Source organism: Lutimaribacter pacificus, from assembly GCF_900142185.1.
In the GTDB taxonomy this organism is placed as follows: Bacteria; Pseudomonadota; Alphaproteobacteria; order Rhodobacterales; family Rhodobacteraceae; genus Lutimaribacter; species Lutimaribacter pacificus.
On the sequence record NZ_FQZZ01000003.1, the window covers coordinates 237,102 to 259,180 of the forward strand.

The 22,079-nt window shown below is 66.9% G+C and carries 19 protein-coding genes and 2 tRNA genes; 9 read left to right on the forward strand and 12 right to left on the reverse strand.

Features of this window, described 5'->3' with window-relative positions:
* Positions 1–126: 126 nt before the first annotated feature.
* The 8 genes from mraY to F3H87_RS09985 form a co-directional block, all read right to left on the reverse strand.
* Positions 127–1,209, reverse strand: coding sequence for a phospho-N-acetylmuramoyl-pentapeptide-transferase (gene mraY / locus F3H87_RS09950; RefSeq protein WP_149788890.1), 1,083 nt, complete (start codon positions 1,207–1,209; stop codon positions 127–129).
* Positions 1,210–2,661, reverse strand: coding sequence for a UDP-N-acetylmuramoyl-tripeptide--D-alanyl-D-alanine ligase (locus tag F3H87_RS09955; protein ID WP_149788889.1), 1,452 nt, complete (start codon positions 2,659–2,661; stop codon positions 1,210–1,212).
* Complete coding sequence (locus F3H87_RS09960) at positions 2,658–4,160, reverse strand: UDP-N-acetylmuramoyl-L-alanyl-D-glutamate--2,6-diaminopimelate ligase (RefSeq protein ID WP_149788888.1); 1,503 nt, start codon at positions 4,158–4,160, stop codon at positions 2,658–2,660. Before F3H87_RS09960 ends, F3H87_RS09955 begins: the two co-directional genes overlap by 4 nt.
* 16 nt (positions 4,161–4,176) lie before the next feature.
* Entirely contained in the window at positions 4,177–5,967 is a 1,791-nt protein-coding gene (locus tag F3H87_RS09965) for a peptidoglycan D,D-transpeptidase FtsI family protein (protein ID WP_149788887.1), read from the reverse strand.
* Positions 5,964–6,323 carry a cell division protein FtsL gene (gene ftsL / locus F3H87_RS09970; RefSeq protein WP_188129229.1) on the reverse strand — a complete coding sequence of 120 codons (360 nt, stop codon included), beginning with the start codon at positions 6,321–6,323 and terminating at the stop codon, positions 5,964–5,966. Before ftsL ends, F3H87_RS09965 begins: the two co-directional genes overlap by 4 nt.
* Positions 6,324–6,325: 2 nt before the next feature.
* Positions 6,326–7,318, reverse strand: a complete 993-nt coding sequence (gene rsmH, locus F3H87_RS09975) for a 16S rRNA (cytosine(1402)-N(4))-methyltransferase RsmH (protein ID WP_149788885.1) — start codon at positions 7,316–7,318, stop codon at positions 6,326–6,328.
* Positions 7,319–7,322: 4 nt separating this feature from the next.
* The gene (gene mraZ / locus F3H87_RS09980; RefSeq protein ID WP_149788884.1) at positions 7,323–7,826 is read right to left on the reverse strand and encodes a division/cell wall cluster transcriptional repressor MraZ; all 504 of its coding nucleotides are present in this window, start codon (positions 7,824–7,826) and stop codon (positions 7,323–7,325) included.
* Between the two features lie 700 nt (positions 7,827–8,526).
* The gene (locus tag F3H87_RS09985; RefSeq protein ID WP_149788981.1) at positions 8,527–9,603 is read right to left on the reverse strand and encodes an Mrp/NBP35 family ATP-binding protein; all 1,077 of its coding nucleotides are present in this window, start codon (positions 9,601–9,603) and stop codon (positions 8,527–8,529) included.
* 250 nt (positions 9,604–9,853) lie between these two features.
* Here F3H87_RS09985 and F3H87_RS09995 point away from each other — a divergent pair, with 250 nt between their 5' ends.
* Positions 9,854–10,069 (forward strand): DUF1127 domain-containing protein, encoded by a 216-nt coding sequence (locus F3H87_RS09995; protein ID WP_149788882.1) that lies wholly within the window; start codon positions 9,854–9,856, stop codon positions 10,067–10,069.
* A 346-nt stretch (positions 10,070–10,415) separates the two neighbouring features.
* Here F3H87_RS09995 and F3H87_RS10000 read toward each other — a convergent pair whose 3' ends face one another.
* A complete protein-coding gene (locus tag F3H87_RS10000) occupies positions 10,416–12,755 on the reverse strand; it encodes an ATP-dependent helicase (RefSeq protein WP_149788881.1) in 2,340 nt (779 codons plus the stop codon).
* Positions 12,756–12,931: 176 nt separating this feature from the next.
* Between F3H87_RS10000 and F3H87_RS10005 the strand changes: the two genes are divergently transcribed.
* The 7 genes from F3H87_RS10005 (at position 12,932) to hisH (ending at position 19,873) form a co-directional block, all read left to right on the forward strand.
* Positions 12,932–14,068: an alpha-hydroxy acid oxidase gene (locus tag F3H87_RS10005; protein WP_149788880.1), complete on the forward strand. Its 1,137-nt coding sequence runs from the start codon at positions 12,932–12,934 to the stop codon at positions 14,066–14,068.
* A gap of 139 nt (positions 14,069–14,207) precedes the next feature.
* A complete protein-coding gene (locus F3H87_RS10010; RefSeq protein ID WP_149788879.1) occupies positions 14,208–17,648 on the forward strand; it encodes a pyruvate carboxylase in 3,441 nt (1,146 codons plus the stop codon).
* A 109-nt stretch (positions 17,649–17,757) separates the two neighbouring features.
* On the forward strand, positions 17,758–18,147 hold the full coding sequence (locus F3H87_RS10015) for an MAPEG family protein (RefSeq protein WP_149788878.1): 390 nt from the start codon (positions 17,758–17,760) through the stop codon (positions 18,145–18,147).
* A gap of 138 nt (positions 18,148–18,285) precedes the next feature.
* A tRNA-Gly gene (locus F3H87_RS10020) sits at positions 18,286–18,360 on the forward strand.
* A gap of 61 nt (positions 18,361–18,421) precedes the next feature.
* Positions 18,422–18,496: transfer RNA gene (locus tag F3H87_RS10025), tRNA-Gly, on the forward strand.
* Between the two features lie 148 nt (positions 18,497–18,644).
* Entirely contained in the window at positions 18,645–19,232 is a 588-nt protein-coding gene (gene hisB / locus F3H87_RS10030) for an imidazoleglycerol-phosphate dehydratase HisB (RefSeq protein WP_188129228.1), read from the forward strand.
* A 2-nt stretch (positions 19,233–19,234) separates the two neighbouring features.
* Positions 19,235–19,873 carry an imidazole glycerol phosphate synthase subunit HisH gene (gene hisH, locus F3H87_RS10035; RefSeq protein ID WP_149788876.1) on the forward strand — a complete coding sequence of 213 codons (639 nt, stop codon included), beginning with the start codon at positions 19,235–19,237 and terminating at the stop codon, positions 19,871–19,873.
* A 6-nt stretch (positions 19,874–19,879) separates the two neighbouring features.
* Here hisH and F3H87_RS10040 read toward each other — a convergent pair whose 3' ends face one another.
* From F3H87_RS10040 to F3H87_RS10050, 3 genes are all read right to left on the reverse strand, one after another.
* Positions 19,880–20,314: a VOC family protein gene (locus F3H87_RS10040; RefSeq protein WP_149788875.1), complete on the reverse strand. Its 435-nt coding sequence runs from the start codon at positions 20,312–20,314 to the stop codon at positions 19,880–19,882.
* Positions 20,315–20,353: 39 nt separating this feature from the next.
* Positions 20,354–20,740, reverse strand: coding sequence for a DUF2147 domain-containing protein (locus F3H87_RS10045; RefSeq protein WP_188129227.1), 387 nt, complete (start codon positions 20,738–20,740; stop codon positions 20,354–20,356).
* An 89-nt stretch (positions 20,741–20,829) separates the two neighbouring features.
* Positions 20,830–21,216, reverse strand: a complete 387-nt coding sequence (locus tag F3H87_RS10050) for a DUF2147 domain-containing protein (RefSeq protein WP_149788873.1) — start codon at positions 21,214–21,216, stop codon at positions 20,830–20,832.
* 136 nt (positions 21,217–21,352) lie between these two features.
* Here F3H87_RS10050 and hisA point away from each other — a divergent pair, with 136 nt between their 5' ends.
* Positions 21,353–22,075, forward strand: a complete 723-nt coding sequence (gene hisA, locus F3H87_RS10055; RefSeq protein WP_149788872.1) for a 1-(5-phosphoribosyl)-5-[(5-phosphoribosylamino)methylideneamino]imidazole-4-carboxamide isomerase — start codon at positions 21,353–21,355, stop codon at positions 22,073–22,075.
* Positions 22,076–22,079: the final 4 nt, after the last annotated feature.

Genomic DNA, 22,079 nt, shown 5'->3' on the forward strand with positions numbered 1-22,079 from the left:
TTGCGTTGCCGGAATCGCTAGCCGATCCCGGCGCACAAGGCCAGAGCGGTGTGCCCCGCCCCTGCTTCATCTTGCCTGAAATACTCCGGGTCAGCGCCCCCGGATGACCGCCCCCAACCCTTCGGGTCAGCGCACCTTGAGCGTGGCCAGCCCGATCATCGCCAGGATCAGCGCGATGATCCAGAACCGGATCACGATCTGCGGTTCGGACCAGCCCTTTTTCTCGTAATGGTGATGGATCGGGGCCATCAGGAACACCCGCTTGCCGGTGCGCTTGAAATAGGCGACCTGGATGATCACGCTCAGCGCCTCGACCACGAACAGCCCGCCGACGATGGCCAGCACGATCTCGTGCTTGGTGGCCACGGCAATCGCACCCAGCGCGCCGCCAAGGGCAAGGCTGCCGGTATCGCCCATGAACACCGCCGCGGGCGGGGCGTTGTACCACAGGAACCCCAGTCCCCCGCCGATCAGCCCGGCGACGAAGACCAGGATTTCACCCGTGCCCGGCACGTAATGCACATCCAGGTATTCGGTAAAGTCGACGCGGCCCACCGCGTAGGCGATGATGCCGAAGGTGCCGGCGGCGATCATCACCGGCATGATCGCCAGCCCGTCCAGCCCGTCGGTCAGGTTCACCGCGTTGGCCGCGCCGACGATCACGATCATCGCGAAGGGGATGAACAGCACACCGAGATAGAGCAGCGTTTCCTTGAACACCGGGAAGGCCAGGTAATTCGACAGCGGATCGGGATGATACATCGCCGCCCACCAGCCCGCGATACCGGCAATCACGAAGCCCAGCCCCAGCCGCGTCTTTCCCGACACGCCCTTGGTGTTCTGCTTGCTGACCTTGGCGTAATCGTCGGCAAAGCCGATCAGCCCGTAGCTCATGGTGACGAACAGCACCATCCAGACGAAGGGGTTGTCCAGCCGCGCCCAGAGCAGCGTCGCCGTCAGCACCGCGCCGACGATCAGCAGCCCGCCCATCGTGGGCGTGCCGGCCTTGACGAAATGGCCCTCGGGGCCATCGTCGCGGATCGGCTGCCCCTTGCCCTGCCGTTTGCGCAGCACGTCGATCAGCGGGCGGCCGAACAGGAACCCGAACAACAGCGCGGTCAGGAAGGCGCCGCCCGAGCGGAAGGTGATATAGCGAAACAGGTTGAAGAAATCGCCCCCGTCCGAAAGCCCGGTCAACCAATACAGCATTCAGCCTGTCCCTTTTTCCGATGAGCGCGCGCTTTGGCCCAGTTTGCGCAGCGCGTCAACAACAAGCGACACGCGGCTGCCCTTGGAGCCCTTGACCAGAACCACGTCGCCCGCATCGACAAGGTGCCGCACGCGGGCGACCATCTGTTCGGCCTGCTCCTGCCATTCGCCGCGCAGCCGGTCGGGCAGCGCGTTGTGCAGGTGGCGCATCAGCGGGCCGACGCAATGCACGCGGTCCAGTTGCGCCATCCAGGGCAGACCGGCCAGATCGGCGTGCATGGCGATCTCGTCGGGGCCCAGTTCCAGCATGTCGCCCAGGATTGCGATGCGGCGACCGCGCGACACGCGGCCCTTGCCATCGTCGGTGCGCGCGGCGGCCAGCACCTCGAAGGCGGCGACCATCGAGGTGGGATTGGCATTGAAGGCGTCGTCGATCAGCTCGAAGGTCTGGTCCTCCTCGACCGCGTCCAGCGCGATGCGTTCGCGTGCGCCACGGCCCGCGGGCGGTGCCCAGCGCGCGATATCCGCCGCCGCCAGCCCGCAATCGAGCCCCAGCGCATCGACCACCGCGATCACGCCCATGCCGTTGACGGCGAAATGCCGGCCCGCGGCGCGGACCTTGAACAGCACCGGCATGTCGCCCGCCTGCCCCTGCACGACGGTTGTGGTGTCGAGCAGCGTGATCTTTTCGGCGCGGTGATCGTTCTGCGGCCCCTCGCCGAACAGCGAGACGCGCGCGCCATTGGCGCGGGCGCGGTCCTGCAGGATGGCGCTGGTCGAAATATCGCCGTTCAGCACCGCCACGCCGCCCGGTTCCAGCCCGTCGGCGATGCTGGCCTTTTCCCGCGCGATCCCTTCGAGGCTGTCGAACGCCTCCAGATGCGCGGCGGCGACGGTGGTGACCATGACAACGTGGGGCCGCGCGAGTTGCGACAGCGGCGCGATCTCGCCGGGGTGGTTCATGCCGATCTCGATCACCGCGAAATCGGTATCGGCCGGCATCCGCGCCAACGTCAGCGGCACGCCCCAGTGGTTGTTGTAGGATGCCTCGGCGGCATGGGTGCGGCCCTGCCCCGACAGCACGGTGCGCAGCATTTCCTTGGTCGAGGTCTTGCCGACCGAGCCGGTGATGCCGATCACCCGCGCGTCCGAGCGCGCGCGCGCCGCGCGGCCCAGATCCTCAAGCCCCTTCAGCACATCGGGCACGATCAGCAGCGGCGCGTCCGGCGCCACCCCCTCGGGCACGTGCGACACCAGCGCCGCCGCCGCGCCCTTGTCCAGCGCCTGCGCGACGAAATCGTGCCCGTCGCGCGCCGCCTTGAGCGCGACGAACAGATCGCCGGGGCGGATCGTGCGGGTGTCGATCGACACGCCGTTTGCCTGCCAGTCCGCCGTGGCGGTGCCGCCGGTGGCGCCTGCGGCCCCGGCCGCGGTCCAGAGCGGCGCGGTCATGGTATCCTCCCGTCCAGGGCGGCCACGGCCACGCTGGCCTGTTCGGCGTCGTTGAAGGGATAGACGGTATCGCCCACCACCTGCCCGGTTTCGTGTCCCTTGCCGCAGACCAGCAGCGCGTCGCCCGGCTGCAGCGCATCGACGCCGCGCAGGATCGCCTCGGCCCGGTCGCCCACCTCGGTCGCGCGATCGGCCCCGCCGGCGGCCACCACACCCGCCATCACGGCGGCGCGGATGGCGGCGGGGTCTTCGCTGCGGGGGTTGTCGTCGGTCACGATCACAAGGTCAGCGTGCTCTGCCGCCGCCCGCCCCATCAGCGGGCGCTTGGTGGTGTCGCGGTCGCCCCCCGCGCCGACGATGGCGATCAGCCGGCCCATAACATGCGGGCGCAGCGCGCGGATGGCGGTGGCCACCGCGTCGGGCGTGTGGGCGTAGTCGACAAAGACCGCCGCCCCGTTGCCGCGCGTAGCCGCCAGTTGCATCCGCCCCGGCACGGTTTCCAGTTGCGGCAGGACGTTGAACACCGCCTCGGGCTCGGCCCCGGCGGCGATGGCTAGGCCGGCGGCGATGGCCACGTTCTCGGCCTGGAACCCGCCGATCAGCGGCAGGCGCAGCAGGTGCACCTCGCCCTGCCAGGCAAAGCGCAGTTGCTGGCCGGTGGCGTCGAACCGCTGGGCCTGCAGTTCAAGGTCCATGCCCGGCTGGCGACCGACGCGGATGACCTGCTGGCCGCGATCCTCGGCGATGCGGGCGACCTGCGGGCCGCGCGGGTCGTCCATGTTGATGACGGCGGTGCCGTCCTCGGGCAGCACCCGGTCGAACAGCCCGGCCTTGGCGGCGAAATAGTCGTCCAGCGTGGCGTGGTAATCCAGGTGGTCCTGGCTGAAATTCGTGAATCCCGCCGCGCGCAGGTGCACGCCATCCAGCCGTTTCTGGTCGAGCCCGTGGCTGGACGCCTCCATCGCGGCATGGGTGATACCGGCCCGCGCGCAGTGCGCGAGCGTCCGGTGCAGCGTGATCGGGTCGGGCGTGGTATGGGCCAGCGGCGCGGTAAAGGCGCCCTCGACGCCGGTGGTGCCGAGGTTCACCGCCTCGAGCCCCAGCGCGATCCAGATCTGCCGGGCGAAGGTGGAAACGGATGTCTTGCCGTTGGTGCCGGTGACCGCCGCCATCGTCGCGGGCTGCGCGCCGAACCACAGCGCGGCGGTGCAGGCCAGCGCCTGGCGCGGGTCTTCGGCCACGACCAGCGCGGCATCGTGGGCGTCGATCTCATCGGCAGCGATGCGCGCGCCTGCCGCGTCGGTCAGCACGGCCACCGCCCCCATGCGCAGCGCATACCGGATGAACTCGGCCCCGTGCACGCGGCTGCCGGGCATGGCGGCGAACAGGAACCCCTCTTTCACCTCGCGGCTGTCGACGGCCAGCCCGGTGATCGCCACCTCGCGCCCGCCGGCGGCGGTCAGTCCCAGCTCTGCCAGTGTCTTTGTCTGCCCGCCCATTCGCGCTCCGCCCGATCTACTGCGATGAAGATGTGAGCGTTATATCAGCGAGCGTGCCGGGTTCAATCTCGGGGCGGAGACCCAGAAGGGGTGCGACGCGACGGATCATTTCGGCCGCCACCGGCACCGCCGTCCAGCCTGCGGTGCGGCGCGGTTCGTCGCCGCTGGTTTCCACCGGCTCGTCCAGCGTGACGACCAGCACGTATTTGGGATCGTGGGCGGGGAACAACGACGCGAAGGTGGCGATCACCTTGTCGTCGTAATAGCCGCGACCGTTTTCCCTTGGCTTGTCGGCGGTACCGGTCTTGCCCGCCACGGCATAGCCCGGCACCTCGCCGAAGCTGGCGGTGCCCTCGGTCACGACCTTGCGCAGCATCTCGCGGCTGGTGGCGGCGACCTGCTGCGACATCACGCGGGGGCCGTATTGCGGGCCGTCCTTCTTCAGCAGCGTGGGCGCGACATAGGTGCCGCCATTGGCGATCGCGGCATAGCCCGCCGCCAGGTGCAGCGGCGTGGCCGACAGCCCGTGACCGTAGGAAATCGTCATGGTGCTGAGTTCGGACCATTTCGGCGGCAACAGCGGCTGCCCGCCGGTGGCCTCGACCATTTCCAGCGGGGTCGGCTCGAAAAAGCCGAGGCCGCGCAGGAACGCCTGTTGCCGGTCGATGCCGATCATCTGCGCGATCCGCGCGGTGCCGATATTCGAGGATTTGACGATCACCTTGCTGACGCTCAGCTCCGGCCCGTAATTGTGGAAATCGCGGATGCGGTGCCGGCCCCAGCGCAGAGGCCCCTTGGTGTCGATCATGGTCGAGGCGTTGACCAGCCCCAGCTCCATCGCCTGCGCGACGGTGAATATCTTGAAGGTCGAGCCGAGTTCGTACACACCCTGCACCGCGCGGTTGAACAGCGGGCTGTCGCTCGGGCTTCCTTCCGTCGGCGGGCGGGGGCGGTCGTTGGGGTCGAAATCGGGCAGGCTGACAAGGCTGATCACCTCGCCGCTATGCACGTCCATCAGCACCGCCGCCGCGCCCTTGGCGTTCATCAGGCGCATCCCGCCGTAAAGCACCTGCTCGGCCGCGGCCTGCACCGACAGGTCGAGCGACAGCTCCAGCGGCTGACCGCCCCGGGCGGGATCGCGCAGCAGCTCGTCGTATTTCTTTTCGATGCCGGCGACGCCGATCACCTCGGCGGCGTGCACGCCCTCGCGGCCGAAACTGGCCCCGCCCAGCACATGCGCGGCCAGCTTGCCATTGGGGTAAAGCCGCATCTCGCGCGGGCCGAACAGCAGGCCGGGTTCGCCGATATCGTGCACCGCCTGCTTTTGCTCGGGGCTGAGTTTCTTCTTTATCCACAGGAACTTGCGCTTGCCGGTGAAATCCTCGACCAGGTCGGATTCGTCGAGATCGGGAAAGATCGCCGCCAGCGCCCGTGCCGCGCCCTCGGGGTCGATCATCTGCGGCGGCTGGGCATAAAGCGAATAGGTATCGAGATTGGTCGCCAGCACGCGGCCGCGACGGTCGACGATATCGGCGCGCTGCGCGATGATCGCGGCACCGGCGGCGCTGGCACGCGGCTCGGACGGTTCCGAGGCGGCCAGATGCCCCATCCGTGCGCCGATCACGCCGAAGGCACAGAAGAACGCCAGCCCCAGCACCAGCAGCCGCCCCTCGGCGCGGCGGCGGGCGCGGTCGCGCATTTCCTCGTGCCGCAGGCGGATGTTCTCGCGTTCGATGGCGTCGGGGTTCTCGCCCTTCTGACGTGCGTCCAGAATACGCGCCAGCGGGCGCAGCGGTGTGCGGATCATTCGCCTGCCTCCGTCGCGTTCATGGCCGAGGACACCTCGACCGGGTTGGTCACGGGCAACAGCCCCTCGTTCGGGGGATAGGGCACCTGGTCCACGCGCCCGAACTGTTCGGGCATGAAGGGCAGAAGGCCCAGCTTGTCGAAATTCAGCGTCGCCAGCTCGCGCAGACGGTCGGGCCGGTTCAGATAGGCCCATTCCGCGCGCAGCACCGCAAGGCGCGCGCGGGCCTGGGCGATGTCGTTCTGCAACGCCTCGCTGCGGGCCAGCGCCTCCTGCGTCTTGTAGTTCTCGTGATAGGCCCAGAAGGCCAGGCCGATCACGGCGCAGGCGGTCAGGATGGTCAGGATGGATCGCATGATCAGTGCTCTCCCTTCAGTTGCGGCAGGCCCAGCGCCTTGCGGTCGCTGGTCTTGGGCGCGGCATCGGTGCGGATGCCCACGCGCAGCTTGGCGCTGCGGGCGCGGGGGTTTTCGTCAAGCTCCTGCGCATCGGGGCCGATGGCCTTTTTCGTGGGCAGGGTGAATTGCGGCGCGGCCTGTTCGAGCTGCGGGGCATAGCGGTTGGCGCGCCCGCCGCCGCCCGACCGGTCGGTGAAAAACCGCTTCACGATCCGGTCCTCGATGGAATGGAAGGTGACCACCGCCAGCTTGCCGCCCGGTCTCAGGGCGCGTTCGGCGGCCTCGAGCCCGGCAAGCAGCTCGCCGTATTCGTCGTTCACCGCCACGCGCAGCGCCTGGAAGGTGCGGGTCGCCGGGTGGCTTTGCCCCGGTTTCTGGCGCGGCAGGCAGGATTCGACGATCCCGGCCAGTTGCAGCGTGCGGGTGATCGGCGTCTCGGCGCGGGCGCGCAGGATCGCGCGGGCGATGCGGCGGCTGGCGCGTTCCTCGCCGTAATGGAACAGGATATCGGCCAGTTCGGCCTCGCCCGCGCCGTTCACGATATCGGCGGCGCTGCGGCCCTGCTGGCTCATCCGCATGTCGAGGGGGCCGTCCTTCATGAAGGAAAAGCCACGTTCGGCGCGGTCGAGCTGCATCGAGGAGACGCCGATATCCAGCACCACGCCGTCCAGATCCTGCCCGTATTCGTCGAGACGGGAAAACACGCCCGCGACCATTTCGATCCGGTCGCCATAGGCCCCGGCCCAACCGGCGGCCATGTCGAAGGCCAGCGGGTCGCGGTCGACGGCGATCACGCGGTCGGCGCCCGCCTCCAGCAGCGCGCGGGTATAGCCGCCCGCGCCGAAGGTGCCGTCCAGCCAGACGCCCGTGACCGGCGCGATCGCCTGCAGCAACGGCCGCAGCAGAACGGGGATATGGGGGGCGGGATCGGTGGGAATGGCGGCGGCAGACATCGGCCTACTCCGCCCTGTTCCCGTCGAGAAAGATCAGCGGGTCGATATCGTCGGGCAGATCGTCGAGCCAGGCCTCGGTCTTGGCCAGCTCGTCCTCCTGGTAGGTTTCGGGCTTCCAGATCTGGAAGGTGTCGCCCGACGCGATAAAGAACGCCTCGCCCTCGATCCCGATCTTCTGGCGCAGCTTCGAGGACAGCACGATCCGGCCGGTTTCATCGACCTTGGCGGGTTCGGACAGGCCGCTGAACAGCCGTTCGAGCATCCGCCGCTCCATCGAGCCACGGGGAAGCGCGGCGATCTTTTCATCGACCTCTTCGATGGCTTCCATCGTGTAGCATTCAAGGTATTTGCGGCGGTGGTCGCCATAGACGATCACGAATTCGGGGCTCAGCCCCTCGGTCCAGTTCGGGTCGCCCGCCTCCAGCACACGGCGAAAAGAGGCCGGAATCGACACCCGCCCCTTGCTGTCCACCTTGTGGTGGCTTTCGCCTCTGAACCTGCGAACCACTGTCCCGTGATCCTCTCATTCCCCCCTGTTGCAGCAAATGACCCCTTGGAAACGAAACGGCGGATTGAGCTGCTGCCACTGCCCAATCCGCCGCCCTCGTCCCGCCTTGCGGGGTGTCCGACTGCGCGCGCCACCTGGGGGGATGTCTGCTCGCTCGCGCGCCGGATCTCTTCGTTTTCGATGAAGTGGGGTGCCTGTATGAAACCTGACTTGGGTTTTTGTTCGGGGTCTTGCTGCCCCTCTTTGTTCCCGTCCTCATCGTGTGAATAAGGGATGACATGGGAAATCATGGAAATCAACAGGAATTTGATCCCGGAACCCACATCATCTTGTCTGCGCACCCCTTGGAAAACAACATATTGGGGCCATTTTGCGCAAAATCACACCGAATATGGCGGAGGGATCAATTTGGAACACAATATCTAGATGTCAGTGCAGCTTGAAAAAAGTTCCCCTGAATTCCCATAAATCTGTCGGGCCACTCGGGCGCTCTGCCGGTTTGCCATGCGAAACACCACGATTCCAGCGTGATCGCGCGGGACTCACGGGCGCGTGATTCGTGCGCCGCGGTCAGGAAAGGTGTGCTTCCCATGATTTCCCACGGCGCATCCCATGACATCCCGTGCCGGGCCAGCGGGCGGAACGGAAAACGCCCGCCGGGGCATGGCGGGCGTGTCATTGGCACCGGGCGGGAAAGGGATCAGGCGATACCGCCCTCGATCAACCCGCGCGCAAGCCGGGCATAGGCATCGGCCACATCGCCGCCCCCGGCGGCGACCGGCGTGCCGCCATCGCCCGCCAGACGGGTCTCCAGGTCGATCGGCAGTTGCGCCAGCAGCGGCACACCCATCTTTTCCGCCTCGGCCGCGACGCCGCCATGACCGAAGATATGCGCCTCGTGCCCGCAATTGGGACAGACAAAGACCGACATGTTCTCGATCAGGCCCAGGATCGGGGTCTTGAGCGTGTTGAACATGTCGATGGCCTTGCGCGCGTCCAGCAATGCCACGTCCTGCGGCGTCGACACCACGATGGCGCCATCCAGCGCCGCACGCTGGCACAGCGTCAGCTGCACGTCGCCGGTGCCGGGCGGCAGATCGACGATCAGGATATCCAGATCGCCCCATTCCACCTGCCCCAGCATCTGCTGCAGCGCGCCCATCAGCATCGGCCCGCGCCACACCACCGCCTTGCCGGGGTCGAGCATCAGGCCGATCGACATCATGGTGACGCCATGCGCCTGCAACGGGATGATCGTCTTGCCGTCGGGGCTGGCGGGGCGTTTCGACACGCCCATCATGCGCGGCTGGCTGGGACCGTATATATCGGCGTCCAGCAGCCCCACGCGCCGCCCCTGTTTCGCCAGCGCCACGGCCAGGTTCGACGACACGGTGGATTTGCCCACCCCACCCTTGCCCGAGGCCACGGCGACGATGTGCTTTACCCCTGCCGGCTTCATCGGGCCGGCCTGCGGCTTTGGGTGGCCGCCGAGTTTGAGGCTGGGCGCGGGTTTCTGCGGCTGCTGCGCCGGACCATGCGCCGTCAGCGCGACCGAGACCGAGCCGACACCCGGCAGGCCCGCGACCAGTTCCTCGGCGGCGGCGCGCAGCGGCTCCATCGCGCGGGCGGCATCGGGGCTGGGCGCCTCGATCACGAATCGCACGGCGCCGCCGTCGACGCTGAGCGCGCGCAGCATGTCGCGTGAAACCAGGTCTCCGCCATCGGGAAGGCGCAATTTCGCCAGCGCCTGCTCTACCACCTCTTTCGTCACAGCCATCGCCTCTGCCTCCTTTTTCACGTCATAGGTGGCAGTTTTGGGCCGCATGACAACCCCTGCCATCGGGCGGGTTTTCGGCCTGCCCTGATTTCCGGCAGGAAAGCCCGGAAAAAGGGCAGGAAGGCTTATGCATTTTCTGCATGGCAGCATTGCGCAAGAAGTCATTGTGCAACTGCAGCATTTTCCTAGATATTGGTCACAAGCAAGGCGCTGAGCCGCCGGACAGAGACAGAACGCAAGGACCATGACAATGGCTTTCGCAACCCACATTCACAGCACCGCACATGCCGGCGCACATCACGGTCTGCTCGCCGAGCTGCAGGACCGGATCGCCCGCTACCGGCTCTACCGCAAGACGGTGAACGAACTGGCGGTGCTCAACGCCCGCGAACTGGCCGACCTGGGGCTCTGCCGCGCGCAGATCCGGGCCGTGGCCTACCAGGCCGCCTACGGCGACCGGGCATAACGAAACAACGGTTCAGGTGACCCTCTCCTCCTCCCTGGGTCATCTGTGAACTGGCGGCGGCGTCTTCCTCCTCCCTGACGTCGCCGCACCTTAACACCGGCCCAAACGGGCCAGGCGATACGAAGTTCCCTCTCCTCCTCCCTGGGGGCTTCGTTGAAAGGCCGGCGGCACCCTCTCCTCCTCCCTGGGTGCCGCCGCGCGACATACCGGCCCGATCGGGCCACAGGAATACGGCTGCGTTCTCTCCTCCTCCCTGAACGCACCGTTACCAAGCGGCGGCACCCCTCCTCCTCCCTGGGTGCCGCCGTTTCTTTTTTCCGGCATGTTCAGAATTCGGGCGGTCCGCTCAGAACGGGATGTCGTCGGCACCCATCACGAATTTCGCCACCACCTTTTTCACCCCGGCCTTTTCAAAGGCGATTTCCAGCTTGTCGCCCTCGATCGCCTCGATCCGGCCATATCCGAATTTCTGGTGGAACACGCGTTCGCCCACGGTATGCGCGCTGATCGCCTGCGAATCGATAACCGCGTGGCGGGTTTCGGCGGGCTGGCCGACGGGGCGGTGATCGCGCCGCGCCTGCAGGCGTTTCCAGCCGGGAGAGTTGTAGACATTCGCCTCGGCCACCCGGGTTTCGATTCCCGAGGCCCCGGCCGCGCCATAGCCGCCACCATAAAGGCCGGGCGGCGTCAGCACCTCGACATGGGCCTCGGGCAGTTCGTCGATGAAGCGGCTGGGCATCTGGCTTTGCCATTGCCCGAACACCCGGCGGTTGCCGGCAAAGGAAATCGTGCACAGCTCCTCGGCGCGGGTGATGCCGACATAGGCCAGCCGGCGTTCTTCCTCGACGCCCTTCAGCCCGCTTTCGTCCATGCTGCGCTGCGAGGGGAACAGCCCGTCCTCCCATCCCGGCAGGAACACGGCGGGAAATTCCAGCCCCTTGGCGGCGTGCAGCGTCATGATTGACACTTTCTGCCCGCCATCGTCGGATTCGTTGTCCATCACCAGGCTGACATGTTCCAGGAACCCTTGCAGGTTCTCGAATTCCTCAAGGTGGTTCACCAGTTCCTTGAGGTTCTCCAACCGCCCCGGCGCCTCGGGCGTCTTGTCGTTCTGCCACATCTCGGTATAGCCGGATTCGTCCAGGATCAGGCCCGCCAGTTCGGTATGGTCCACGTCCCTGTCACCGGCCATCCGGCCCCAGCGCGCGATGTTGTCGACAAGAAACGACAGTTGCGCCGCGCCCTTGCCGGTCAGGCGCTTTTCCCCGACCGCGATGCGCGCGCCCTCGACAAGGTTCACGCCGTTTTCGCGCGCGGTGCGCTGGATCGTCTGCTGCGCCTTGTCGCCCAGCCCCCGTTTTGGCGTGTTGACGATGCGTTCGAAGGCAAGGTCGTCCTCGGGGCTGATGACGACCCGGAAATAGGCCATCGCATCGCGGATCTCCATCCGCTCGTAGAATCGCGGCCCGCCGATCACGCGATAGGGCAGCCCGATGGTCAGGAACCGGTCCTCGAAGGCGCGCATCTGGTGGCTCGCGCGCACGAGGATGGCGATTTCATCGAGACCGAAGGGCCGCATCCCGCGCGTGCCCTGCTGCATCGATTCGATCTCTTCGCCGATCCAGCGCGCCTCTTCCTCGCCGTCCCAATGGCCGATCAGGCGAACCTTCTCGCCCTCTTGCGCCTCGGTCCACAATTCCTTGCCCAGCCGCCCCTCGTTGCCGCGAATGACGCCCGAGGCGGCGGCCAGGATATGCGGGGTCGAGCGGTAGTTCTGTTCCAGCCGCACCACCTGCGCGCCGGGAAAATCCTTTTCGAACCGCAGGATATTGCCCACCTCGGCGCCGCGCCAGCCATAGATCGACTGGTCGTCGTCGCCCACGCAGCAGATATTGCGGTGCCCGCCTGCCAGCAGGCGCAGCCACATGTATTGCGCCACGTTGGTGTCCTGGTATTCGTCCACAAGGATATAGCGGAACCAGCGGCGATATTGCTCCAGCACGTCGTCATGGGTCTGGAAGATGGTGACCACATGCACCAGCAGATCGCCGAAATCGACGGCGTTCAGCTCCTTCAGCCGTGCCTGGTACTGGGCATACAGCTCCACCCCGCGATTGTTATAGGCGCCCGCCTCGCCCGCCGGCACCTTGTCGGGGGTCCAGCAGCGGTTTTTCCACTGGTCGATGATCCCCAGCAGCATCCGCGCCGGCCATCGCTTGTCGTCGATACTGGCGGCCTGCACCAGTTGCTTGAGCAGGCGCAGCTGGTCGTCGGTATCGAGAATCGTGAAATTGGTCTTGAGCCCCACCAGTTCCGCGTGGCGGCGCAGCAGCTTGACGCAGATCGAATGGAAGGTGCCCAGCCACGGCATCCCCTCGATCTGCTGGCCCAGCAGGCGGCCCACCCTGTCCTTCATCTCGCGCGCGGCCTTGTTGGTGAAGGTCACGGCAAGGATCTCGTTCGGGCGCGCGCGGCCGGTGTTCAGAAGGTGCACGATCCGCGTGGTCAGCGCCTTGGTCTTGCCGGTGCCCGCGCCCGCCAGCATCAGCACGGGGCCGTCCAGCGCCTCGACCGCCTGCCGCTGCGCGGGGTTCAACTCGTCCAGGTAAGGCGCCCCGCGCGGGGCCATCGCCCGCGACGAGAGCGACGCCCCCTCGAACGCATCCATTTCGTCAAAACTGCTCATGCCCCGACAATAGCGCCCCCTGCCCGCGAATTAAAGATATGTTCAGCAATTGTTCTGCCTCCTCTCTCTGGAAATATTCCAGGGGGAGCGCGAGGGGGCTGGCCCCCTCGCTCCTGCCCTGCCCGGCTGCGCTGCGCGGTCTGGACAATCGCGCAAAGCCGCGCCCAAATGCGGGGATGGACCTGCATTCGCGTTACCCCGGTCTCGACGATCTCAGGCGCCGCGCCGAACGGCGTATCCCGCGATTCGTCTGGGAATATCTCGACAGCGCCACGGGGACCGAGGCGACGATGCACCGCAACCGCGCCGCGCTTGATGCGATCCTGATGCGCCCGTCGATCCTGCACGGGCCGCTGGACCATGACACGACGGCAACCCTGATGGGCGACACATACGCCCTGCCCTTCGGCGTGGCGCCGGTGGGCATGTCGGGGCTGGTCTGGCCGGATGCCGAACGTATCCTGGCCCGCACCGCCGCCCGGGCTGGCATCCCCTATTGCCTGTCGACGGTGGCCTGCAAGACGCCCGAACAGGTCGGGCCGCTGACCGGCGGCCGGGGCTGGTTCCAGCTTTACCCGCCGAAAGACCCCGAAATTCGCCGCGACATGGTGGCCCGCGCCCGCGATGCCGGGTTTCGCACGCTGGTGCTGACGGTCGACCTGCCCGCGCCCTCGCGCCGCGAACGGCAGACGCGATCCGGCCTGACGCAGCCGCCGCGCCTGACCCCGCGCCTGCTGGCGCAGATCGCCGCGCGGCCCGCATGGGCGCTGGCCACCGCGCGCCATGGCCGCCCGCGTATGCCCACCATCGCGAAATACGCCCCCGACACGCCCGGCATGGCCCCGACCGAGCATATCGGCTACATCCTGCGCACCTCGCCCGACTGGGATTACCTGCACTGGCTGCGCGATCACTGGGACGGGCCCTTTGTCGTCAAGGGTGTGCTGGAGCCGGAGGATGCCGCAAGGCTGGAGCAGGCGGGCGTCGACGGTATCTGGGTGTCGAACCACGCGGGCCGCCAGTTCGACGCCGCCCCCGCCAGTATCGAGGTGCTGCCGGCGATCCGCGCGGCCACATCCCTGCCCATCATCTTCGACAGCGGCACGGGCGGGGGGCTGGATATCCTGCGCGCCCTGGCGCTGGGGGCCGACATGGTGATGATGGGCCGCGCCTGGCATTATGCGCTGGCGGCCCTTGGCCGTGACGGGCCGGCGCATCTGGTCGAAATGCTGAAACGCGATATCGAGGCGAATATGGGCCAGATCGGCGCCGCGCGCCTTGACCAGCTGCCCGAACGGCTGATCCGCGCCTGACGCGCAGGGCATGTCAAACCTGTCGTGAAATGTTACGGGAATCTTTCGGGCCGCGCATCTGCGGGACTTGCGCTGCGGTGCGGCATGACGCTAGCAATGCAGAACCTTACGTCAAATGACGGTGAAGAAGGAGCTGCCGATGACCGAGTTCAGGAAAATTCTCATCGCGAACCGGGGTGAGATCGCCATCCGCGTGATGCGCGCGGCGAACGAGATGGGCAAGCGCACCGTCGCCGTCTTTGCCGAAGAGGACAAGCTGGGCCTGCACCGCTTCAAGGCGGACGAGGCCTATCGCATCGGCGAGGGGCTGGGCCCGGTGGCCGCCTACCTGTCGATCGACGAGATCATCCGCGTGGCGAAGGAAAGCGGCGCCGACGCGATCCACCCCGGCTATGGCCTGCTGTCGGAGAACCCCGATTTCGTCGATGCCTGCACCGCCGCCGGCATCACCTTTATCGGGCCGAAATCCGATACCATGCGCGCGCTCGGCGACAAGGCCAGCGCCCGCAAGGTCGCCATCGCGGCGGGCGTGCCGGTGATCCCGGCCACCGACGTTCTGGGCGACGATTTCGACGCCATCGCGCAGGAGGCGGACGAGATCGGTTATCCGCTGATGCTCAAGGCAAGCTGGGGCGGCGGCGGGCGCGGGATGCGCCCGATCAACGACCCGAAGGAGCTGAAGGAAAAGATCCTCGAAGGCCGGCGCGAGGCCGAAGCCGCCTTTGGCAATGGCGAGGGCTATCTGGAAAAGATGATCACCCGCGCGCGCCATGTCGAGGTGCAGATCCTCGGCGACAACCAGGGCAATATCTATCACCTTTACGAGCGCGACTGCTCGGTCCAGCGCCGTAACCAGAAGGTCGTGGAACGCGCCCCCGCGCCCTACCTCTCCGATGCGCAGCGCGAGGAGCTGTGCGAACTGGGCCGCAAGATCTGCGCCCATGTGAATTACGAATGCGCCGGCACGGTCGAATTCCTGATGGATATGGAGACCGGCAATTTCTACTTCATCGAGGTCAACCCCCGCGTACAGGTCGAACATACCGTCACCGAGGAAGTGACCGGCATCGACATCGTGCAGGCCCAGATCATGATCGCCGAGGGCAAGTCGCTGGCCGAGGCCACCGGCAAGGCGTCGCAATACGACATCCGCCTGAACGGCCACGCGCTGCAATGCCGCGTGACGACAGAAGACCCGCAAAACAACTTCATCCCCGATTACGGCCGCATCACCGCCTATCGCTCGGCCACCGGCATGGGCATTCGCCTCGATGGCGGCACGGCCTATGCGGGGGGCGTGATCACGCGCTATTACGACAGCCTGCTGACCAAGATCACCGCCTGGGCGCCGACGCCGGAAAAGGCCATTGCCCGGATGGACCGCGCCCTGCGCGAGTTCCGCATTCGCGGGGTCAGCACCAATATCGCCTTTGTCGAGAACCTGCTGAAACACCCCACCTTCCTGAACAACCAGTATACCACCCGGTTCATCGACGAGACGCCCGAGCTGTTCCGGTTCTCCAGGCGGCGCGACCGGGGCACCAAGGTGCTGACCTATATCGCCGACATCACCGTGAACGGGCATCCCGAAACCGCGGGTCGCGCGAAACCGCCCCTTGACCTGAAAGACCCGCGCCCGCCCGCGCCGCGTGGCGAACCGGCACCCGGCACCAAAACGCTGCTCGAGGAAAAGGGCGCCAAAGCGGTGGCCGACTGGATGCTGGCGCAGGACCGGCTGCTGCTGACCGACACGACGATGCGCGACGGGCACCAGTCGCTGCTGGCGACGCGTATGCGCTCGATCGACATGATCCGGGTGGCGCCGGCCTATGCGGCGAACCTGCCGGGCCTCTTCAGCGTGGAATGTTGGGGCGGCGCGACCTTCGACGTGGCCTATCGCTTTTTGCAGGAATGCCCCTGGCAACGCCTGCGCGACCTGCGCCGCGCGATGCCCAACGTGTTGACCCAGATGCTGCTGCGCGCGTCGAACGGGGTGGGGTACACCAACTATCCCGACAACGTGGTGCAGGAGTTCGTGCGGCAGGCGGCGGAAACCGGCGTCGATGTGTTCCGCGTCTTCGACAGCCTGAACTGGGTCGAGAACATGCGCGTGGCAATGGACGCGGTGATCGACAGCGGCAGGATCTGCGAAGGCGCGATCTGCTATACCGGCGATATCCTCGACCCCGACCGCGCCAAATACGACCTGAAATACTATGTCGGCATGGCCAAGGAACTGCAGGCCGCCGGCGCGCATGTGCTGGGGCTCAAGGACATGGCCGGGCTGCTGAAACCGCAGGCCGCGCGGGTGCTGGTCAGGGCGCTGAAGGACGAGCTGGATATCCCCGTGCATTTCCACACCCACGACACCAGCGGCATTGCGGGCGCCACCGTCCTGGCGGCGGCCGATGCCGGGGTCGATGCGGTGGACGCGGCAATGGACGCGTTCTCGGGCGGCACCTCGCAACCCTGCCTGGGCTCGATCACCGAGGCGCTGCGCCACACCGACCGCGACACCGGGCTGGATATCGAGCGTATCCGCGAGATCTCGGATTACTGGGAACAGGTGCGCGCGCAATACGCGGGGTTCGAATCCGGCCTGCAGGCCCCCGCCTCGGAGGTCTATCTGCACGAGATGCCCGGCGGGCAGTTCACCAACCTCAAGGCACAGGCGCGCAGCCTCGGGCTGGAGGACAAATGGGCGCAGGTCGCCAGGACCTATGCGGACGTGAACCAGATGTTCGGCGATATCGTCAAGGTCACGCCGTCGTCCAAGGTGGTGGGCGACATGGCGCTGATGATGGTCAGCCAGGGCCTGACCCGCGCCGATGTCGAAGACCCGATGAAGGACGTGGCCTTTCCCGACTCGGTCGTGGACATGATGCGCGGCAACCTCGGCCAGCCGCCGGGCGGCTTTCCCAAGGCGATCCTGCGCAAGGTGCTGAAGGACGAAGACCCCAACACCGAACGCCCCGGCAAGCACCTGCCCCCCGTCGACCTGGAGGCGACGCTGAAGGAGCTGACGGACCAGCTCGACGGCAAGGGCATCGATAACGAGGACCTGAACGGCTACCTGATGTATCCCAAGGTGTTCCTGGACTACATGGGGCGCCACCGGCTTTACGGCCCGGTGCGCACGCTGCCGACGCGCACCTTCTTCTACGGGATGGAACCGGGCGAGGAAATCTCGGCCGAGATCGACCCCGGCAAGATCCTGGAAATCCGGCTGCAGGCGGTGGGCGAAACCGACGAGAAGGGCGAGGTCAAGGTGTTCTTCGAACTCAACGGCCAGCCGCGCTCGATCCGGGTGCCCGACCGCAAGGTCAAGTCCGAGGCCACCGCCCGGCCCAAGGCCGAGCACGCCAACCCCGCCCATGTCGGCGCGCCGATGCCCGGCGTCGTCGCCTCGGTCGCGGTGAGCGCGGGCCAGAAGGTGACCGAGGGCGACCTGCTGCTGACCATCGAGGCGATGAAGATGGAAACCGGCATCCACGCCGAACGCGACGCGGTGGTCAAGGCCGTGCACGTGCAACCCGGCAGCCAGATCGACGCCAAGGATTTGCTGATCGAATTCGAGTGACGCCCGACGGAACCGCCCGCCCCTGCGGCAATTGGCCCTCCGGGGCCGGCCTTTCATTATCCTTGCCGATACGCAGCTTGGCGGGGACGGACATTTTTTGGAGAGTACCATGGCCCTTGCCATCACCCCGCTTTACGCCGGCCTTCTGGGCCTTGTCTTTGCCGTTCTCAGCGCCGAGGTGATCCGCGCACGGGCACGGGCCAACGTCTCGGTGGGCGATGGCGGCGATCCCGGTCTGATGCTGGCCATGCGCGTTCAGGGCAATTTCGTCGAATACGTGCCCTTCGCCCTGCTGCTGATCGCGATGGCGGAAATACAGGGGGCGCCCGGCTGGGCGTTGCACGGGCTGGGCGCCGTACTGCTGCTGTCGCGGGTGATGCACGCACTGGGCCTGCGCCGGAGCCCCTCGGTCCCGCCCCTGCGCGGCGGCGGCTTTGCGCTGAGCCTTCTGGTGCTGGTGATCGCCGCCGCGCTCAACATCCTCTACGCCCTGAACTGAGGCCGCCTGCCCCGCCGCAACGGGCATTGCGATCGTGACCGGCGGGCTGCTTGCGGGGCAGGAAATAATTTCCCGGGGGGCGGCATTTTCCTCTTGCAGCATCCGGTCAGATTTCATATCTCCCCGCTACCCAAGGACGCGGGCGTAGCTCAGGGGTAGAGCATTACCTTGCCAAGGTAAGGGTCGTGAGTTCGAATCTCATCGCCCGCTCCATAGGGTCTCATGAATGGGCGCCGGTTTCAGGCGCCTTTTTCATTGCAGGGCAGGCATCCGGGCGGGCGTAGCTCAGGGGTAGAGCATTACCTTGCCAAGGTAAGGGTCGTGAGTTCGAATCTCATCGCCCGCTCCAGATGCCGGTTGCCCCATCCCTCCGCATCCCCGGATTGTTTTTCGCCTGTGGCAGCGCGGCACGGGGTCGCGCCATTGCGCGCCGCGCCCCCTTTCCCCGCAGGCGCCACGGGCCTATAAGCGGCCCGAACCAGGAAACGAGGCCGCCCATGCGCACCGCCAGCATCACCCGCAAGACCGCGGAAACCGACATCTCGGTCGAGATCGACCTAGACGGCACCGGCACCTATGACAACGAAACCGGCGTGGGGTTCTTCGATCACATGCTGGACCAGCTTGCCCGCCACGCGCTGATCGACATGCGCGTGCGCTGCAAGGGCGACCTGCATATCGACGATCACCACAGCGTCGAGGATGTTGGCATCGCGCTGGGGCAGGCATTGACGCAGGCGCTTGGCGACAAGCGCGGCATCCGGCGCTATGGCGAATGCGCGCTGCCGATGGACGATGCGCAGGTGCGTTGCGCGCTCGACCTGTCGGGGCGGCCGTTCCTTGTCTGGGATATCGACATGCCGACGCCGAAAATCGGCACGTTCGACACCGAGCTGGTGCGCGAATTCTTCCAGGCGTTCAGCACCCATGGCGGCATCACGCTGCACCTGCACCGGGTCTGCGGGTTCAACAGCCACCACATCGCCGAGGCCGCGTTCAAGGCGGTGGCGCGCGCGCTGCGCGTGGCGGTGGAAACCGATCCGCGCAAATCCGACGCCGTGCCCTCGACCAAGGGGACGCTCTGACCGTGACGACCGTCATCATCGACTACGAAAGCGGCAACCTGCATTCCGCCGAAAAGGCGTTTCAGCGCATGGCGGGCGAGGTCGGCGCCGGGGCCGTCACCGTGACGTCAGACCCCGACACGGTGCGCCGGGCCGACCGGATCGTGCTGCCGGGCGACGGGGCCTTTCCCGCCTGCCGGGCACAGCTTTTCGACCATCGCGGGCTGTTCGAGGCGATGGAAGAGGTGGTGATCGCGGGCGGCAAGCCGTTCCTGGGCATCTGCATCGGGATGCAGATGCTGGCGACCCGCGGGCTGGAATACGAGGAAACGCCGGGCTTCGACTGGGTGTCCGGCACGGTCACGCGGATCGCGCCCGCCGATCCCGCGCTCAAGGTGCCGCATATGGGGTGGAACGACCTGGTGATCGACCAGCCGCACCCGGTATTCGACGGCATCGAAACCGGGCACCACGCCTATTTCGTGCATTCCTATCACATGCTGGTGGACGATCCCGCGCAACTGCTGGCGCATGTGGATTATGGCGGTCCGGTCACCGCGGTCGTGGGCCGCGACAACATCCTCGGGATGCAGTTCCACCCCGAGAAAAGCCAAGCCACGGGGTTGCGCATGATCGGCAATTTCCTGCGCTGGACGCCCTGACCGCCCCTACCCGGCCCAAAGCCGCGGCTCGGCCATTTCCACCGAATTGCCAGCCGGATCGCGGAAATAGATCGACCGCGCGCCGTTGGGCCAGGTGAAATCCGCCTCGATCCCGACCCCGGCCGCCTCAAGCCGTGCGCGCCATGCATCCAGCGCCCGCCCCGCGACCGCGAAACAGAAATGCCCCGGCCCCCGCGCCCCGTGCGGCGGCACCGGCATGTCGGGATTGCCGGGGGGCTTCGCGGTTTCGGCCGGGTTGAAGATCAGCAGAACCCCCGCGCCCATCCGGTAGAACACGTGCCGCTCGCCCACGCGCACGATCCGCTCCAGCCCGAGCAGACCGCCATAGAACGCCTCGGCCGCGTCCAGATCCCCGGCATAAAGCGCGGCTTCCAGTATGGTGTCGGGCGGCGGGGCGGCGGGCAGGTCACGATCGCTCATGGCCGCCAGCCTAACCCGGCCGCGCCCGCGGTGCAAAGCTCACTCGACCCGCGTCCAGCTTTGCGACCGGCAGACCGGCCCCAGGCAGCCCTTCAGCGTCAGGCGATTGCCGTTCACGTCGAACAGCCCGTCCACCACCGTCTTGTAAAGCGGCAGCAGCACCTTGCCGCGATAGCTGCCCTGCCCGTCCGGCGTGACGTCCCAGATCACCTGCTTGCCGACATTCGGCGTGGTGACCGGCTGGCCCGTCTTGTCGAAGGCGCGCAGGACCGTGCCGCAAATCCCCGCGTCGCAACGCGCGATCCGCATATGGGCCACCTGCTCCTTGTTGTCGGGGCCGGTCAGCCAGGTGCCCAGAATGGCCTCGGCCTGCGCGATATCCGGCATCCCCATCCAGAACAGCAAGATCAGGCCCCAGCGACTCATCCCGGCCTCCATTCAAAGATGCGGACAGGATACAGAAAAACCGCCCGCCTTGCAGCGGACGGCCCTGTTTGCAGGCGGAACCGTGCCGATTACCTGACGCGCGCCCAGGTCTGCTTGGCGCAGATCAGCCCGCCGGCGACGCAGCCGGCCAGCTTCATCGAATTGCCGTTCAGGTCGATCTTGCCGATATAGACCTTGTCGTTCGACGGCCGCCAGACCCTGCCCTCGTACCGGCCGTTGCCGGCGGGTTTCATGTTGCGCACCAGTTGCTTGCCGATATTGGGCGAGCTGTATTCGCCGCCCGAGTTGAAGGTGCGCGTGATGGTGCCGCAATAGGCCCCGCCGCAGGGCGCGATCTGCACATGGGCATAAGAGCCGTCATCCTCCTGCGTCTTCCACAGCCCCTCGATCGGGTCCGCCGATGCCGCGCCGGCCCCTGCCAGCGCCAGCGCCGCCGCGATGATCCAGTGTTTCATTGCTCCGGTCCTCCCTTGGTCCTTTGCCCGATCCTGTGCGCAATCGCCGCCTTCGATCAAGCCTGACATGAGGTCACGTTGCATTTCCGCGCGGCCCGTGCAAAACGGCGCGCAGCAGTTGCGAAAGGGCCCCGGCATGATCCTCTACCCCGCCATCGACCTCAAGGACGGCAAGGCCGTGCGCCTCTACAAGGGCGAGATGGAGCGCGCCACGGTGTTCAACGACGACCCGGCCGCGCAGGCGATGGAATTCGTCGCGGCGGGCTGCGAATGGCTGCACCTTGTGGACCTGAACGGCGCCTTCGCGGGTGAGCCGGTGAACGCCGCCCCGGTCGAGGCGATCCTGTCGCAAACGAAGGTGCCCGCGCAGCTTGGCGGCGGTATCCGCGACATGGCCACGATCGAACGCTGGCTGGATCGCGGGCTGGCGCGGGTGATCCTGGGCACCGTGGCGGTGGAAAATCCCGACCTCGTGCGCCAGGCCGCGCGCGCCTTCCCCGGCCAGGTGGCGGTGGGTATCGACGCCCGCAAGGGCATGGTCGCCACCAAGGGCTGGGCCGAGGAAACCGACGTCACCGCCACCGACCTTGCCAGATCCTTCGAGGACGCGGGCGTGGCGGCGATCATCTATACCGACATCAACCGCGACGGCGCGATGCAGGGCCCGAATGTCGCGGAAACCGCCGCGCTGGCCCGCGCGGTTTCGATCCCGGTCATCGCATCGGGCGGGGTCAGTTCGCTGGACGACCTGCGCGCGCTGAAAAACTGCGGCGCGCCCCTGAACGGCGCGATCTCGGGCCGTGCGCTCTATGACGGGGCGATCGACCTGAAAGAGGCCCTTGCCGTGCTGCGCGGCTGACCCG